Source organism: Auraticoccus monumenti (genome assembly GCF_900101785.1).
Taxonomy (GTDB): Bacteria; Actinomycetota; Actinomycetes; order Propionibacteriales; family Propionibacteriaceae; genus Auraticoccus; species Auraticoccus monumenti.
Window position 1 is genome coordinate 3,258,748 of sequence record NZ_LT629688.1, and the last position, 16,313, is coordinate 3,275,060.

Consider the following 16,313-nt stretch of genomic DNA (forward strand, 5'->3'; position numbering starts at 1 on the left):
CCGATCCTCGCGCTGCGGCCTGGACCCGTCGACGGTGGTCGCGGTGTTCCGCGCCCCGGTGCGGCACGCCCTCGGTCCTCAGGCGAGACCGCCACCGGCCAGGATGTCCTGGTTGGTGACCCACCGGCCACCGGGGCCGGCGAGGAAGGCGATCAGCTCGGCGACCTCCTCCGGCTGGCCGATCCGACCCAGGGCCGACAGCGACACCGCCAGATCGAGCATCTCGGGCTGGAAGGCGTCGGTGTCGGTCGCCCCGGGCGCGACGGTGTTGACGGTGATCTGGCGCGGCCCCAGCTCGCGCGACAGCACCCGCACGAACTGCTCGACCGCTCCCTTGAGCCCTAGGTACATGCCCATCTGCGGCAGCAGCATCCGTGTGTTGACGGTGGAGACGGCGATGATGCGTCCGTGGTCGCGGACCTGACGTGCTGCCTCGCGCAGGGTGAGGAAGTAGCCGCGGAGCTCGGTCACGAGGTGCTGGTCGAAGTCCTGCACGGTGAGCTGGTCGAACGGTCCGACGTACTGCCGGGCGGCGTTGGCCACGACGACGTCCACGCCGCCGAAGCGTTCGGTGGCCTCGTCGAAGAGGGCGAGCACGGTGGCCTCGTCGGTGATGTCGCCGGCTCGGGCGAAGGCGTGGCCGCCGCCGTCCTCGATCAGGCGCACCACCTCCTCGGCGGCGTCGGTACGGGTGCGGTACCCGATCGCGACGTCGGCGCCCCGAGCAGCCAGGGCCAGTGCGGTGGCGCGTCCGATACCTCGCGAGGCTCCTGTGACGATCGCGGTCTTGCCGGTGAGATCCATCGGTTGCTCCTTCGTGTAGGGATGCCGCGGAAGCGGTGGAGAAGACGCGCCCGGTGCGTGCGGACGCAGGTGCGGCAGCGGGCTCGCCCTGCCCCACGCGGTAGGTCCGTCGTCGTGGCAGCCTGACCGAGCCACAGACCCCGGTCAGGCTCGCTGACGTCCTCAGTGAAGACCGTGTCCTCAGCACCGGGTCAACCCGTCTTCGCGTGAGCGGGCGGACGCCCCTGATCGCCGACCCCGGACCCGACCCGATCGGGTGGTCGAACCCGAGAACGACGACTACCGGGCCTCGATCACCGTGCAGGGTGCCGCAGCGCGAGTCGCGTCCAGGCGAGGCACCACCCTCACTCCCCTGTTCTCCGTCCTGGCGGCCGAGGTCCTGGATGGACCAGGTGGTGGCCGCCGGTCCAGCTCACCCCCGCACCGACGACGTCGACGAGGGTGCCTGGGCGGATGGTGACGCTGGCGCCGATCGGGATCGAGGGCGTCGTGGCCAAGCCGACTGGGCGCCCGAGAAGATCACGGCCTTCATGACCGGGGTCGAGGAGGAGGCGGAGGAGATCGGACTGCCCCTGCCGATGCCTCCCGCCTCGCTCATCGGCGTCGACCACCTCTCACCGGTCCGTGTGGGGCTGCGGTGTGCGCGCCGGCCCGGACCGACGCGTGCGGAGCCAGACCACCGCGGCGATCACGATCCAGACGGTGATCGGGACCAGCATGGCTGCGTTCGTGGCCCCTGCTTCCCGGTCGCCGGTGATGGTGAAGTCGGTGCCGAGGACGACCGCCACGGCGAAGCTGAGCGCGTTGAACGCGCCGTGCAGGACGACGGCGACCTCGAGGCCGCCGGTGCGCCAGGTGATGATCCCGTTCGAGAGGGCGAAGACGAGGTACCAGAGGTTCAGCCAGGGGTCCGACGCGCCGTGGATGACCATGAACACCGAGGCCGCGACGAGCAGCCCGAGGACCAGCGCGGTGCGAGGACCGCGGCCCCAGCTGGCCGCGATGCGGAAGACGAGCCCGCGCAGGCCGTACTCCTCCGCCGTCCCCTGCAGGGGCACCACCAGCAGGCTGATGACGAAGATCCCCAGTGCGGCCTCGCGCGCCAGCGGGGCCTGGGGTGCAGGAGCCAGCCAGGAGTGGAGGACCACGACGAGGAGGACCACGGGGACGAGCACGAGGAGGGAGCGCCCGAGGACGTCGAAGCGGGGACGGGAGACGACCGAGTGCAGCGAGGCGCCCCTGACCCCGTACATCCAGCGCTGGATCAGCATGCTCAAGGGGATGAGGACGGTGATGGAGCCGAAGGCGGCCAGGTGGTACAGCGGGGTGTAGTCGCTACCGCCGAGTGCCGGGGTCGTGTACCCCCGCTGCGCCTCGATCCAGGACGCACCCATGACGACGGCGGTGGAGATGGCGAAGAACCCCACCAGGAGCAGCGCGATGGCGAGGATCCCGCGACCGATGCGGCGCTGGTCGCCCGCGAGGACACGGTGGTACTCGACCCCTGGCGGGACCCCCTCCCCGACCCGGGACGTCGCCGTGTCGTGCTCGGCGGGTGGCGGGGCGTGGAGATCCGTACCGCTGTCGGGCATGGTCAGGCCTTTCGGTGGGCAGCACCTCGCCATGGGGATCAGCCGAGCCGCAGGCACGCGGGGAGGTCCTCTGGCGTGGTCCTCAGTGAAGACCGTGTCCTGAGAACCAGGTCAAGCGAGACGGTCGCGAGGGACGCCGGAACCGGTGCTCAGCTACCAGAAGCCCCCTCCCGTACGCCGACGGTGCAGGGTTCTCCCGGCGTGCAGCGTCCCCGGTCGTACTGGGTGGGAGCGGCCCGCGGGCTAACGTGGAGAGGCCGGCGCAGGCGTCGCCCCTGGCGAGCCGCCCCGGAGACGAAGGGCCAGCGACCTGGTCACCAGGATCCTCGCTGATGCGCAACCCCACCGAGTACGTCCACGACCGAGAGGACAGCTGGATGAGTCCGAAGCTGAGCGCTACCGCACCCGGCTCCCATCGAGGTGGCGGCCGGGCTGCATGGTCCGACCGCCGTGTCGCCCGCACCAGGGCCACCGTGCCGGCCCGAGCGCCGAGGGTGGGCTGACGTCGTGGTGGAAGGACTCTGGTGGCTGCTGCTGGCGCTCCCCGTCGGCTGGGTGGCCGTCCGCCGTACGCGCGCCGAACCACGGCGCCTGTCGAACGGGTTCTGGCTGCTGGCCGCTGCCCTCCTGGCTCTGAACGCCCTGGTCGGGCTCGGGCTGCCCGGCAGCGGAGTGATCTCGCTCGTGGTCGGCGGGGCCCTGGTGCTCTCCCCGCTGCTGGTCCTGGTGCTGGCCGTCCTGCTGGTGGCCAACGGCGTCCAGATGGTGCGCAAGGAGGGCCGCTCGCTCGGCAACCTGCTGTCCCTGATGGCCGGGCTCGCCCTGCTGGTCCTGCTCGCCTCGCCGGTGCTGGTCATCACCACGGACATGAGTCCGCCGGTGGTGGCCGGGGTGCTGATCGTGCTTCTCGCCGCGGCCTACCTCGGGTTCGTGCTCGTCGGGTTCCTCGGCTACTCCTGGCTCTACCCACGGTTGGTCCGTAGACATCCAGCCGCGTGGGTCGTCGTGCTGGGGTCGGGGCTCTCCGGCGGCGAACGGGTGACCCCGCTGCTGGCCGGACGGATCCGTGTCGGTGTGCAGCAGACCGCAGCCCGTGGTGCCGGCGTGCTGGTCATGTCGGGTGGTCGCGGTCGGGACGAGGCCCTGCCCGAGGCGGAGGCGATGGCGGCGTGGGCGCTCGCCGAAGGGGGACTCGTCCGCGGTAGCGGGCCGCTGCTGCTGACCGAGACCACCTCCACCACCACGGAGGAGAACCTGCGCCACACCGCCGAGATGCTCAGCGGTCTCCCTGCCGGCGAGCTGGCTCATCCTGGCGCCGCTCCTACCGGCACGGTGGTCAACCCACCGGCCTCCGTCGAGCGTGACGGACCGTCATCGTTGGCCCCGGGTCTGGTGGTGAGCAGCGACTACCACGTGCTCCGGGCGGCGATCCTGGCCCGGCAGCTCGGGATCCCCGCCCAGGCGGTGGGCGCACCGACCGCGCGCTACTTCCTGCCCAGCGCGGTGCTGCGCGAGTACGTCGCCGTGCTGGCTGAGCGCCCGTGGCTGCACGTCGTGCTCGGCCTGCTGGTCGCTCTCCCGCTCCCCGCCCTGGTGCTGCTCACCGGGCAGGGCTGAGCACCCCACCTCCTCGCCCAGCACGGGACTGCTCCGCCACATCTCCGCCCGACGGCTGGTTGCGCCGAGCGTGCGCGAGGACCCCACCGGCGTGCTGGTGGCAGGCTCTCTCGCGGCGTCCGCAGGTCGGCGTCGTTCGGTGCCGATCACGAGGTCGTGGCCCGCACCCGCTCCCACGGCATCGGTGGCTCGTGCTCTCCCCCCCGACGAGGGCCACGGGGTGGTGTCGGGTTCTCGCGCCCCACCCCTGTCGTCGTCATGGCGTGTTCCGAAAAGCCCGATCGACGAGCGGTTCGGACCCGTACAGGCGTCGGTGTGCCGCTGTGACGGTGTTTCGGAAAAGGTGCTGCCGCACCTCCACCGACATCCGACGCGCCAGCCGTCGCGGTGGCGACTCGCCGCGAGTGGTCCCGCGGGGGAGGATCGAGGCGACACCTCGAGGCCGTTCGCCGCACCGCTGGGCGTGGTGGCGTCCAGGTGAAAGGGGGCGCACCGGGCGGCTCCGTGGAGGGCCCGAGCCGGGTCCAGCGCCACGACGACGTGCGGTCGCCGCCCTGCAGGGTGACCAGGCACGTCACGGAGGCCAGGCCGCTGGTCGGCTGCTCCCCCACCCCCCCGCTTCAACGACGGGCCGCGTTCCGCGCCGGCGGCGCGCAGCTGCTCGCCCTGGCCGTCACGTGCTGCTCGGTGGCGGGCGGTGGTGCCTGCACCCGCCCGCCCCCGTGCGCGGTGGTCCGGCTCAGACCTCGATGGTGGTGCCGTCGGGGTTCGCCTGGATGGTCCAGGTGCCGCCGGAGCGGAACGAGCGCGCGGTCGCGAAGGTGTCCTCCATGAAGCGCATGTAGGTGACCTTCTCGTCGACGACCTCGGCCATGATGGCGATGGAGGAGGTGACCCGCTGGCCGAGCACGGTGGAGCGGTAGGTGAAGCTGCCGAAGGCGGCGACCTTGCCGTCCTGCTCGATCCAGTCGGTGAGCTCGAACTCCTCGTTGGTCCAGTAGCGGTTCACGTCGATGAAGGTCTGCAACAGGCCATCTGGTTCGTCGTGGCTGCCGGCCCACGGCATGATGCGCTGGAGATCCGGGTCGTCGAAGTTCAGGGAGACGTACTTCGCGTCGGGAGCGAGCAGCGGGTTGACGTTGTCGGGGTCGGTGGGGTTGCTCAGGAGCTGCTGCACGATCTGCGTCGGCGTGCGCGCGGTGCGCCCTCCTGCGTCGGGGCGTGCCGCCGACGGGTCCTTGGAGCTGGCGGCGTCTCGGGGGCGGTCGATCGGGTCGGGTCCGGTCATCATGGTCTCCTTCTCCGGCACTGGCCGGGCTCGTGTGCTGCCAGTAGACGGCGTGTTCCTGGGACAGGGTCCACCCCTGCGTCTGCGCCAGCTCGATGGTCCGTCCGACGGGGCGTTCTCAGCCGCACTTTCCCGCTCCCCCGAGGACACCCCGGTCGCCGGGGTCGTCCAGGCGGACGTCCGCAGGCGCTGACGACCGGTGCGGCCGGGCGGCGTCCTCACCGGTGATCTCGTCCGAGCAGAGGTGCTGGGCGACGGCGGCGGGGGCGTCGATCGGGGCGTGCAGGGTTCTGATCCGGTGCCGCGGCGCGGGTGGATCCGACGCTGCTGACGTCCACCGCCGGCGAGCTGCTACGCCCTGGCCTCGCTCCCGCACGTGTCCCCGGCACAGGGTCGACGGCGAAGCCGGGCGATCGCGCGCGGTCGTGCAGCCTGGCCGGGGGTGGCCCGGTCCCCCACCGCGGTCAGGGGGTCGACCCGGTGAGGAGACGTCGCCCCGCCCCGGGACCACCGGTGGCGTCCTGGGTGACCCGGCGCCGGATGGGGGTGGCCTCCGGCACCGCCTCGACCACCGGTGCGCCCCGGTGCTCACCGGCAGCGTCCTCGCCCCCGATCTCGTCCTCCCGCTCCAGCTCCCGGGCCAGCCTGCTGGCCCGCTCCAGCACGTCGAGCTGCGCCCGGTTGTACAGCGCCGAGACCGACTCCACCCACGTGCTGGCGGTGGTCCGCTCGTCCTTCAGCAGGTGCGGCTGGGGGGCGGTGATCCACGGGTAGTCGTCCAGGGCCCGGGCGATCGGGCCGGCGAGCTCATGAGCGAGCCGGAGCCTGGTCACCTCGTCGGCGTCGGCGGGGAGCCGCTCGAACTCCGCCGTCGAGTCGTCCACCTCCGCCTCCAGCATCCGCCGGACGTCGGCCATGGCGTCGTCGTCGTAGAGCTGGGCGTAGATGAGGGTCAGCGAGCGCTCGCGTGGCGACAGCCGTTCCGCCAGCTCCTCGAAGCCCGGCGGGACCTCGCCGGTCGAGGGGTGGTGCAGCATCTCCTCGATCTCGGACCGGACCCGGCGGCTGCGCTCGATCGTCGCCACCAGCTCGGCGTCGATCTGCTCCAGCACACGTGCCGACGTGCCGACGCCGGTGTCGCGCTGCTCCATCTCCGCGATCGGCACGCCGACGTCGCGGAGCCGTCTGATCTGCAGCAGGCGGACGAGGTGGTCCACCCCGTAGCGCTTGTACCCGTTGGTGCTCCGGTCGGGCTGGGGCAGCAGACCGCGGCGGTGGTAGTGCCGCACGGTGTTGACGGTGGTCCCGGCCAGCACGGCCAGCTCACGGGTGCTCCACGACATGGCGATCCTCTCCCCGACGATCAGTGCGGTCCACGAGACGCAGCCAGGTCACGGCGCCGATGACGCCGACCGGCACCCGGGGGGTCGGTCCGGCTGCGGGGCGGGCGGGGACCGGGTCCCCGCGGGTCAGCTGCTCGGCGGGCACGACCTCGTTCACGGCCCCCGCCCCACCGTCCTGCGCGGGACCGGAGGAGCGGTCCGGTCGGGTCGGACCCCCGGGCGCCGGGAGCCGCCTCATGACGCTCCCCCAGAGCCGCGCTCGGCCACGAGGCCGTGCTGGTAGGCCCACACCACCGTCTGCAGCCGGTCCCGCGTCCCGATCTTGCTCATCGCCCGCCCGAGGTGGGACTTGACCGTGCTGGTCTCCACCACGAGCTCCGCGGCGATCTCGGCGTTGGAGAACCCCCGGGCCAGCAGCCGCACGATCTCGGTCTCGCGGCCGGTCAGCGCCGCCAGAGACGCAGCGCCGTCGGGGACCGGTCGCCGACGTCGGGCGAACTCCGCGATCACCCGCCGGGTCACGCTGTGGTCCACCAGACCGAACCCCGCGGCCAGCCGCCGGACCGCCGCGACCAGCTCGTCGGGGTCGGTGTCCTTGAGCACGAAGCCACTGGCCCCGGCCTCCAGCGCACCGAAGACGTACTCGTCGAGGTCGAAGGTCGTCACCACCAGCACCGCCGGGGCCGGTTCGAGCTCGGCCAGCACGGCCCTGGTGGCGGCGAGGCCGTCACCTCCGGGCATCCGCACGTCCATGCAGATCACGTCCGGGCGCAGCCGGCGGGCCTGCTGGAGGGCCTCGCGCCCGCCGCCGGCCTCCCCCACCACCGTGATGTCGCCGGCCTCCTCCAGGATGACCCGGAACCCCGCCCGCACCACCGCCTGGTCGTCGACCAGGAGCACCCGGATCACGGGAGCTGCTCCGGGTCCACCGCGCCGGCCGGTGACCGGTCGATCTCGGCGATGGGCACGCGCAGCCGGACCCGCCAGCCACCCTCGGGCAGGGGCCCTGCGCTGAACTCGGCCCCGATCAGCTCCGCCCGCTCGCGCATCCCGATCAGACCGACCCCGGTGCCGGAGCGTCGGGGACGGGGCCGCGGCGACCCGTTGTCGGTGATCTCGAGGCGGACCTCGTGGGCGGCGAGCTCGAGCAGGATCCTCACCTCGGCCCCAGGAGCGTGCTGGCGCGCGTTCGACAGCGCCTCCTGGGCGACCCGGTAGCAGGCGATGTCGGCGATCGGCGGCAGCTCGTGGGGCGCACCGCGCCGCACCAGAGTCACGGTCGTACCCAGCTCGCGGGCGGTCTGCACCAGCTCCTGCAACGAGGCCAGCCCGGGCGTGGGGGTCCGCTCGGCCGGCGCCCCACCCTCGGGGTCGCCCTCGGTCGGGCCCGAGGGCTCACGCAGCACCCCGACGGTCAGCCGCAGGTTGTCCAGGGTCTTGCGCCCCTGGGTGCGGATCCAGGCCGCACCGGCCCGGGCCGCCTCCGGGTCACGGTCCACCAGCCGCTCCACGGCCGCCGCCTGGACGACCATGCCGGACAGGTGGTGGGCGGCGACGTCGTGCAGCTCCCGGGCCATCCGGGTCCGCTCGGCCGCCAGCGCCGCCTGGACCGAGGCCTGCTGGGCGGAGATCGCGTCCACCGCCCGTTCGGCCAGCAGCTGGGTGTAGCGGCGCCTGGTGGCCATCGCCGCCCCGGCCAGGACCGGGATGCCGTAGATGGTCAGCGCCGCGATGGCGCTGTCGATCGTGCTCAGCATCTGCTCGGGCCCCCCGGGCAGGACGAAGACGACCACGGTGACGAGGACCTCGGCGAGGACGGCGAGACCCGCGGCCAGCTGCGCCCGCCGCAGACCCCACCACGCCCCCAGGGAGTAGGCGGCCACGATGAGCGCCGGACCGCGGATGGTGAAGTCGGGGACGCTGTTCAGCGGCAGCTGGATCGCCAGCACCACCACGAAGCACACCAGTGGGTGCTTGCGGCGCAGCACCAGCGCCAGCGACTGCAGACAGGCCACCGAGCCGGCCGTCCACACCACCACGGGATCCAGGGGTAGGCCCTGGGCCGCGAAGGCGTAGCCGAGGGTGTAGCCCAGCAGCACCGCCGTCACGGCTGTGACGGTGAGGGCGAGCGGGATCTCGCGCCGGATGCTGCCGGGCGGGCCGAACCGGTCCAGCCAGGCGGTCCAACGGGTGCCGAGGTCCTGGTCGTCGAGGTCGCGGCGGAGGTTCGGGTGCTCGGTCACCTGTCCGACCTCCTCCCACCCACCGCTCCGGCCCGGCCGGTCGGCGCGCCGGGACCCTGCACCGTCATCGTAGGGGCGGGTGCGTCCCCGGTGGGGGTCCCGCCGTCGCTGCTCGTCCATCTCCGGCTCAGTACGAGACGCTCGGCGCGAGCAGCTTGAAGGTCACGGCGAACCAGGCGGTCCCGACCAGCGCGAGCAGCACCAGCACCGCCGCAGCGGTCCGCCACCACCCGGCGCGGGACCGGACCTCCTGGAGCACCACGACCGCGGCGGGCACCACGGCCAGCGCGCCCAGCGCCTGCAGCACCTGCAGCACCCGCAGCGCGGTGAAGGGCACCTGCTGCAGACCCGTCAGAGCCTGGACGACCACCAGCCAGCCGACAAGCGCCACCAGCGTCAGCCCCGCCCCGAACCGGGTCAGCCGTCGGGCGAACCGGGGGGCACCGGGGCCCGCGGACGGGCGTCGGAACCGGACCACCGCGAGGGCGACCCCGGTGAGCACGCTCCCCAGCAGGACCAGGACCGAGACCAGCAGGACCGGGACGGCGACGGTCGGTGAGCGTCCGGGGACGACCGGGAGCAGGGTGGAGGCTGGTCCGGTCCCGAGAGCCGTCACCCTCTCCCCCACGGTCCTGACCGTGAGCACACCCTCGCCCCCGACCTCCCGCCAGACCCCGGGGGCGACCTCCTGGTGCAGGGTCGCCGGCAACCCCTGAGCGGGCTGCACCAGCAGCCTGCCGTCAGGCTGCGCGACCACCCGGGTCGTCGCCGTCAGGTCGGTGACGGAGAGGAAGGTGCTGTGCAGGGAACGCGACGACCGGTAGCTGCCCTCCGCCGCCCGGGCGCGCTGCAGGGACTCCGCGGGGTCGACGTCGACGGTCACCGGGTTGGACTCAGCCGGGAAGTAGCGGTCGGCGAAGCCCGTCACCAGGGCGTCGCGGAGGCCGATGGTGTCCAGCGCCCCGGTGCCGCTGCTGTTCAGCGTGATGAAGATCCCGGTGCCCTGCTCGGGGTAGAGCTGCAGGTGGGAGTGGAAGAACTGGGTGTCACCGCCGTGACCCAGGATGCGGTGACCGTTGCGGCTCTCGTCGTGGAGCCCGAGGGTCATCCGCGGTCCCGCGGCGAGGGTGCCCAGCGTGTCGGCGTCCAGGGCCGGGGCGTGCATCAGGTCCAGCGTCTCCGGGGCCAGCACGGGTTCGCCGGTGACGGGCCGGCCGAGCTGGGCGAGCATGAAGGCCGACATGTCGTCGACCGTGGCGCTCAGACCGCCGGCCGGGGACTCCCCCACGTGCTCGAAGGGCGCCGCGGGGGCGGAGGCGTCGGGGTAGCCGTGCGAGACCCGCCCGGCGAGGTCGGACGGCAGCGGCTGCTCGAAGGTGGCCGACGTCATCCCCGCCGGTACCAGCACGGCCTCGCGCACGTGGTCCTCGAAGCGGACACCGCTGATCCGCTCCACCACGTAGCCGGCCAGGGCGTTGCCGTAGTTCGAGTACGCCGGCACGGTCCCCGGGGTGTAGAGCTGCTCGGGCGGGTCGGTGCTGACCGCACGCCGCAGGTCCACCGGTGCTCCGTCCAGCCTGATCAGACCGGCGACCCGCTCCTCGAAGCCGGCGGTGTGGGTGAGCAGGTGCCGCAGCGTGACCGCTCCCCGGTCCAGCGGCAGCTCGAAGTCCAGGTAGGCGCGGACGTCGGTGTCCAGGTCGAGCTGACCGCGCTCCACCAGCTGCATCACGGCGGTGGCGGTGACCACCTTCGAGATCGACCCCGGACGGAAGAGGGTGCGCGCCGGGTCGACCGGCACCGGGACGCCGGTACCGGCGCCGGTCTCGGCCCAGCCGTAGCCGCGGCTGGTCAGCACCTCACCGTCGTGCACGACAGCGACCCCGGCGCCGGCGATCTCGACCCGTTCCAGGGCAGCCGGGAGCATGCCGTCCAGCCAGGCGTCGAGGTCGGCCTTCTCCAGTGGTGCGCTCAGGACCGGGACCGCCGGCGACGGGGTGGCTGCGACGGTGCCCTGGCACGCCGCCAGCGTCACCAGCACGGGCAGCGCCACCATGGCGGCCAGCAGCCGTCGCACCGGTCGCGAACGGCGTCGCGGCTGGCGGAGGCCGGTGATGACCGGGTGTGGTGACATGGACGCTCCTCGGGTTCCCGGGGTGTCGGGACCGTGTCCGCGTCGCCACCTCCGGGTGTGCTCCCAGCCTGCTGGCTGGGCCGGGTCCGACGCATCCGGCGCAGGGAGGAAGCCCGTTTACGACCTTCGTCGTAGCCGCGCCCTGACCGGTCCCCCGGGAGCGGGAGGGGCCTTGACCCTGTGCCAGGGACACGCCGTGCACTCGACCCCGACGCGGTGCGACCGCACCGTCGTGACGGAGGAGCGGGAATGGGACGACGACGACGACGACTGGCTGGCGTGCTGAGCGCGCTGGCAGCGCTGGGGATGATCGGACCGCTGGTCCTCACGGCCTCGGCCGACCAGCAGGCACCCGGGCCGGCGGCCGCGGGGTGGGGGGCCTGCCCGGCCGAGGTGGCCGCGCAGGAGCCGGCGCTGCAGTGCGCGACGGTGCCGGTGCCGGTGGACTACGCCGACCCCGACTCCCCCACCCTCGACCTGATGATCTCGAGGCTGGCCAGCACCGGAGGGCCGGCTCGTCGCGGGGTGCTGCTGACCAACCCCGGCGGGCCCGGCGCGAGCGGCCTGACCATGCCGGTCGACCTGGTGACCAAGGGCATCCCCGCCGCTGTCACCAGCGCCTACGACCTGATCGGCATGGACCCACGCGGGGTCGGGCGCTCTGCCCCGGTCTCCTGCGGATTCACCCTGGAGTCGCCGTACCGCGGCAACGTCCCCCCGTTCGCGCCCGACGCCGCGGCCGTCTCGGCCCAGGCCCAGATCGCCGAGGCGGTCGCGGCCGACTGCGGCCGCAACGACACCGACGGGCGGATGCGGCACATCACCACCGCCAACACCGCCCGTGACATGGACCGGATCCGCATCGCCCTCGGCGAGGAGGACGTCAACTTCTTGGGGACGTCCTACGGCTCGGCGCTCGGCGCGGCCTACGCCTCGATGTTCCCCGAGCGCACCGACCGCGTCGTGCTCGACAGCAACGTCGGCGGCACCCGCCTGGACCACGACGCCATGCGCCGCTACGGGCAGGGCGTGGAGGACAGCTTCGGCGACTTCGCCCGGTGGGCCGCAGTCCGCGACGACAGCTACGGCCTGGGCCGCTCCCCGGCCCGGGTGCGCCAGACGTACCTGCAGCTGGCCGAGCGGCTGGACACCGAACCCGCAGGGGGCTACGACGGCGCCTCCTTCCGCTTCCGCAGCTTCCTCGGCCTCTACGGGGAGTCCCAGTACCCCGGGACCGCTCGGCTGTGGCAGTCCCTGCTCGCGGACCAGCCGGCCGCTACCGACCCGGACGTGGTCGCACCCGAGCCGGCACCCTCCCCGACCGGGGAGCCCGCGCTGGCGCCCTGGGACAACAACTGGTCGGCCTTCCTGGCCGTCACGTGCAACGACGGCGTCTGGAGCGAGGACCTGGCCCACTACCAGAGGGCGGTCGAGCAGGATCGCGAGCGCTACCCCCTCTTCGGGGCAGCCGGGGCCAACATCAACCCGTGCGCCTTCTGGCCGTGGGAGCCGGCCGAGCCCCCGGTGCAGATCGATGACGAGGGCAGGACCACCATCCTGCTGCTGCAGAACCGGAGGGACCCGGGCACACCGCTGGCGGGGGCACAGGTGCTGCGGAAGGCCTTCGCACAGCGGTCCCGGATGGTCACCGTGGACGGCAGCGGCCACGGCGTGTACGTCTACGGCGACAACGCGTGCGCGCTGAACGTCACCACCGAGTTCCTGGTGCAGGGCACCCTGCCGCGACGCGACACCAGCTGCCGGCCCAACCGCTGACCCACGCCTCCCGACCACGACCTCGTCCCGACCACAGGGGCGTCAACCACCCGCAGACACCACCGCCGGTGACCCAACCCATCCCCGTCGCGGGACGGGTGACGTCGGCGAGCGGCGTGCGGGTCCGTCCCAGACAGGAAGCCAGATGCCCGACACCCACGTAGCCCCACGAGGCCCGCGCTCGAGAGACCCGCGCGCGAGCCTTCTCGCCCCGCCCGTCCTGCCCGCCCGCGTCCACACGGCGTCGGACGTCGGCGTGGCCGGCCGCCCGGACGAGCGGCCCGTCCTGCACCAGGTGGACGCCGCCCTGCTGTGGACCCTCCTCCTCACCGCCGCTGCGCTGTGCGTCGAGGGCCTGCTCCCATGGTGAGCCGGCGGCCGACCGACCGACCGAGGAGTGACCGGTCGAGGACCACGACGCGTCGCCCGGACCGCTCGGTGCGGCGGCGGGTCGGGGCAGTCGTCGCGTCAGGGCTCCTGGTGGCCGTGACCGTGGGCGTGGCCTTCTTCCAGCTCGGGTGGCCCTGGTGGCACGACGAGGGCGATCGCAACCACGTGCACCGGGCTGCCGACGGCACTCCCCAGCACTACCAGGTCCACCTCCCGCCGCAGTGGGACGGACGGACCGGGCTCCCGGTGGTGATGGCGGTGCACGGCTGCGGGATGACCGGCTTCGGCTGGAACTCGATGAAGCACACCACACAGTTCAACCCCCTGGCCGACCAGGAGGGCTTCAGCGTGGTCTACCCGACCCAACGACCCTTCCAGAGCTGGCAGAACTGCTGGAGCCCGCTGGACCCCCGCCACCAGCAACGCGGAGCCGGGGAGCCGGCGCTCCTCGCCGGGGTCGTCCGCGACGTCGTCCGGACCTACGGCGCCGACCCGGCCCGGGTGCACGTCGCCGGCGCGTCCTCCGGCGCCGGGGTCGCCGTGGTCCTCGCGGCCACCTACCCGGAGCTGTTCGCCACGGCGACCTCGGTGGCGGGGTGGGAGTACGGGGTGGACCAGCTCGACCTCGAGGACCCGGACGCCACCCCACCCACCACGACGGCACGGCAGGCGTGGGCGCAGATGGGCGACCGCCAGCGGCAGCTGCCGATGCTGGTCCTCCAGGGGGGACGCGACGAGGTGGTCCCGCCGCTCGTGGGTGAACGGCTCGTGCAGCACCGGCTCGCGGTGGAGGACCTCGTCGACGACGGGCTGCTCAACCAGAGCCTCGAGCTCGGCGCCGCGACGAGCACCGTGACGGACGAGGGTGGTCACTCCTCCCAGCGCACCCTCCACCTCACACCCGAAGGCCGGGCGCTGGTGGACTACCACGTCGTCCCCGAGCTGGGTCACGCCTGGCCGGGACCGGACGGTCGTGGCAGCTACACCGACCCCGTCGGGCCCGACGCCTCCCGCCTGGTCTGGCGGTTCGCCCAGCACCACGACCTCGGTCTGCCGATCTCCTGAGCCCACGGGCGCCCGGGCCACGACCTCGCGAGCCCTCGGCGGTCGTGGGCCCGCGGGCGCGCACCCGTGGGCTCAGATCCGCGACGTCTGCCCGGCGCCCTCGGCGTCGAGCGGGGCGAAGTCCTCCCGGTGGTCGACGGCCCACCGGGCGAAGGGGCGGGTCGGGTGGCCGATGATCGTCTCGGCCTCGCCGGAGACCCGCTCCGGGTTGCTGACCAGGGTGTCGAAGTAGGCGGAGTGGGCCTCGGCGAAAGCGCGGCTGGACCACGCCGCGAGCTGCGCGACGGCCTCCTCCGCGTCCTGCTGGCGCACCGTGACGGGGCGTCCGACCGCCGCACCGATCGCCTCGGCCTCCTGGCGCCGGGTGAGCTGCTCGGGGCCGGTGATCGCGTAGGCCCGCCCGCGGTGCACCGGGTCGACCAGGCAGCGCCAGGCCACCTCGGCGACATCGGCCTCGTGCACCGACGAGCGCACCGCCCCGGGATGGGACATCAGCACCGGCTCACCGGCCCGGATCGCTGCGGCCCACCCGAGCGCGTTGCCGGCGAAGGCGCCGCAGCGCAGGAACGTCGAGTCCGTGCCGGTCGCGCCGATGGCCTCCTCGAGGTCGGCCCAGACGCCGGGCATGACGCCCTGGGTGCCGTGCTGGAGCTGGGCCGCGGAGAGGTAGACGACGTGGTCGACCTCCGCGGCCAGGGCGCTCACACTCTCGCGGGCCCCGGTGGCGTCGAAGCCCATCCAGTTCCAGAAGGCGGCATGAGCCCCCCGTGCGGCCTCGGCCACCGCATCGGGCTGGGTCGGGTCGCCGAGGCGGAGGTCGACCTCGGCCGGCAGCCCTGCGGTCTCCGGGCTCCGGGTGAGGGCACGCACGTGGTGACCGTCGGCCAGCAGGTGGCGGACGAGGTGTCGTCCCACCTTCCCGGTGGCCCCGGTGACCAGCACGGTCAGTGGTGCGGTGGTGGTCCTGGCGGTCTGGGACATGACGGTGCTCCTTGTGTGGGTGGGTGGGTGGGTGTCAGGTCGCCGGCGAACGGCCGTGCCTGCGCCGGGGCGCTGCACCACTCCCGGGCGGTGGCGGGGGCGGGTCCGGTGGTGCCTCCGCCCAGCCGGTCGTGGTGCCGAGCGCCCTCCCGCAGTACAGGCTCTGTCCCTGGAACCAGGTCAAGCCCGGCGCCGGGGCCGGTGGTCGCCCGGGCGACGACCCCTCACCGCGCCCCCGCTCGCGGGCAGGTCGAGAGCCGCGCTCCTGGTGCGACGACACGACCACCCGGCGACCAGGAGGGTCGGCGGGTGGTCGTGGTGCTGGCCCCGGGCGGACGGGGTCGAGCCGGACCGTCGCCGGTCCGCGGCGGTCACCAGGCGACGGTGTCGCCCTGGTAGGTGACGTAGTGGAGACCGCCCTCGCCCTCGTGGGCGGTGATCGTGTCGACGACCCCTGGCACGCTCTCCTCGACGGTCAACGCGGCACCGGCGCCGCCCAGATCGGTCTGCACCCAGCCGGGATCGACCAGGAGCAGGGTGCGGGGGTCGTCGGCGTGGCGGGCGGCGAAGCTGCGCATCAGCTGGTTGAGGGCGGACTTGCTCGCCCGGTAGACCTCGTGCCCACCGTTGGTGTTCATCGAGATGCTGCCCTGCGTGGAGGACATCACCCCCAGCGTCCCCGTGCGTGGCACCAGGTCCTGCAGGACCTCGATCACGCGCATCGGGGACAGGGCGTTGGTGACCATCACCTCCACGAAGGTCTCCGTGGGGACCTCACCGACCGGGAGGTCGTCGTCGGCGATGGCCCCGTTGACGAACACCAGGTCCAGCTGCGTCGCGGCCAGCCGCCGACGCAGCGCAGCCAGCTGCTCCTGGTCGTTCATGTCGAGCGTCTCGACCGCGACGTCGCCGTCGGAGGAGTCCGCCAGGTCGTGCAGAGCGGTCCTGCCCTGACCCCGGACCGTGCCGATGACCTTCCAGCCCCTGCTGACGAGCTCGCGGACGAGCCCGAGCCCGATCGTCCGGGAGGCCCCCACGACGAGTGCCGTCTTTCCATTCATGCTCATGTCCTTCGTCTCG

General features: G+C 73.3%; 12 protein-coding genes. 3 read left to right on the top strand and 9 right to left on the bottom strand.

What is annotated here, in order from left to right; all coding sequences use genetic code 11:
* Nucleotides 1–78: 78 nt before the first annotated feature.
* Nucleotides 79–804 (bottom strand): SDR family oxidoreductase, encoded by a 726-nt coding sequence (locus BLT52_RS15095; protein WP_090594709.1) that lies wholly within the window; start codon nucleotides 802–804, stop codon nucleotides 79–81.
* A 614-nt stretch (nucleotides 805–1,418) separates the two neighbouring features.
* The gene (locus BLT52_RS15100) at nucleotides 1,419–2,396 is read right to left on the bottom strand and encodes a CPBP family intramembrane glutamic endopeptidase (RefSeq protein WP_090594711.1); all 978 of its coding nucleotides are present in this window, start codon (nucleotides 2,394–2,396) and stop codon (nucleotides 1,419–1,421) included.
* A 507-nt stretch (nucleotides 2,397–2,903) separates the two neighbouring features.
* On the opposite strand from BLT52_RS15100, the gene BLT52_RS15105 reads away from it, so the two are divergent.
* On the top strand, nucleotides 2,904–4,013 hold the full coding sequence (locus BLT52_RS15105; protein ID WP_090594712.1) for a YdcF family protein: 1,110 nt from the start codon (nucleotides 2,904–2,906) through the stop codon (nucleotides 4,011–4,013).
* A gap of 739 nt (nucleotides 4,014–4,752) precedes the next feature.
* Here BLT52_RS15105 and BLT52_RS15110 read toward each other — a convergent pair.
* The 5 genes from BLT52_RS15110 to BLT52_RS15135 form a co-directional block, all read right to left on the bottom strand.
* Complete coding sequence (locus BLT52_RS15110) at nucleotides 4,753–5,301, bottom strand: nuclear transport factor 2 family protein (RefSeq protein WP_197679065.1); 549 nt, start codon at nucleotides 5,299–5,301, stop codon at nucleotides 4,753–4,755.
* A 464-nt stretch (nucleotides 5,302–5,765) separates the two neighbouring features.
* Nucleotides 5,766–6,644 carry a MerR family transcriptional regulator gene (locus BLT52_RS15115; protein WP_090594714.1) on the bottom strand — a complete coding sequence of 293 codons (879 nt, stop codon included), beginning with the start codon at nucleotides 6,642–6,644 and terminating at the stop codon, nucleotides 5,766–5,768.
* A 234-nt stretch (nucleotides 6,645–6,878) separates the two neighbouring features.
* Nucleotides 6,879–7,553 (bottom strand): response regulator transcription factor, encoded by a 675-nt coding sequence (locus BLT52_RS15125; RefSeq protein WP_090594717.1) that lies wholly within the window; start codon nucleotides 7,551–7,553, stop codon nucleotides 6,879–6,881.
* Nucleotides 7,550–8,887, bottom strand: coding sequence for a sensor histidine kinase (locus BLT52_RS15130; RefSeq protein ID WP_157677160.1), 1,338 nt, complete (start codon nucleotides 8,885–8,887; stop codon nucleotides 7,550–7,552). The genes BLT52_RS15125 and BLT52_RS15130 overlap by 4 nt, the downstream gene beginning before the upstream one ends.
* A gap of 127 nt (nucleotides 8,888–9,014) precedes the next feature.
* Entirely contained in the window at nucleotides 9,015–11,021 is a 2,007-nt protein-coding gene (locus tag BLT52_RS15135; RefSeq protein WP_090594720.1) for a serine hydrolase domain-containing protein, read from the bottom strand.
* Between the two features lie 249 nt (nucleotides 11,022–11,270).
* On the opposite strand from BLT52_RS15135, the gene BLT52_RS15140 reads away from it, so the two are divergent.
* Entirely contained in the window at nucleotides 11,271–12,797 is a 1,527-nt protein-coding gene (locus BLT52_RS15140) for an alpha/beta hydrolase (RefSeq protein ID WP_172804055.1), read from the top strand.
* Between the two features lie 480 nt (nucleotides 12,798–13,277).
* Nucleotides 13,278–14,252, top strand: a complete 975-nt coding sequence (locus tag BLT52_RS15150; RefSeq protein WP_157677161.1) for an extracellular catalytic domain type 1 short-chain-length polyhydroxyalkanoate depolymerase — start codon at nucleotides 13,278–13,280, stop codon at nucleotides 14,250–14,252.
* 72 nt (nucleotides 14,253–14,324) lie between these two features.
* Here the strand turns inward: BLT52_RS15150 and BLT52_RS15155 are convergent, their stop codons facing one another.
* Nucleotides 14,325–15,233: an SDR family oxidoreductase gene (locus BLT52_RS15155; RefSeq protein ID WP_090594725.1), complete on the bottom strand. Its 909-nt coding sequence runs from the start codon at nucleotides 15,231–15,233 to the stop codon at nucleotides 14,325–14,327.
* A 371-nt stretch (nucleotides 15,234–15,604) separates the two neighbouring features.
* A complete protein-coding gene (locus BLT52_RS15160; protein WP_231946341.1) occupies nucleotides 15,605–16,300 on the bottom strand; it encodes an SDR family oxidoreductase in 696 nt (231 codons plus the stop codon).
* Nucleotides 16,301–16,313 lie beyond the last annotated feature (13 nt).

Excerpts from the sequence above, each read along its gene's own strand:
- BLT52_RS15110 (WP_197679065.1), bottom strand. The coding sequence starts at position 5,301 with ATGACCGGACCCGACCCGATCGACCGCCCCCGAGACGCCGCCAGCTCC.
- BLT52_RS15100 (WP_090594711.1), bottom strand. The coding sequence starts at position 2,396 with ATGCCCGACAGCGGTACGGATCTCCACGCCCCGCCACCCGCCGAGCAC.
- BLT52_RS15095 (WP_090594709.1), bottom strand. The coding sequence starts at position 804 with ATGGATCTCACCGGCAAGACCGCGATCGTCACAGGAGCCTCGCGAGGT.
- BLT52_RS15155 (WP_090594725.1), bottom strand. The coding sequence starts at position 15,233 with ATGTCCCAGACCGCCAGGACCACCACCGCACCACTGACCGTGCTGGTC.
- BLT52_RS15140 (WP_172804055.1), top strand. The coding sequence starts at position 11,271 with ATGGGACGACGACGACGACGACTGGCTGGCGTGCTGAGCGCGCTGGCA.
- BLT52_RS15115 (WP_090594714.1), bottom strand. The coding sequence starts at position 6,644 with ATGTCGTGGAGCACCCGTGAGCTGGCCGTGCTGGCCGGGACCACCGTC.
- BLT52_RS15160 (WP_231946341.1), bottom strand. The coding sequence starts at position 16,300 with ATGAGCATGAATGGAAAGACGGCACTCGTCGTGGGGGCCTCCCGGACG.
- BLT52_RS15135 (WP_090594720.1), bottom strand. The coding sequence starts at position 11,021 with ATGTCACCACACCCGGTCATCACCGGCCTCCGCCAGCCGCGACGCCGT.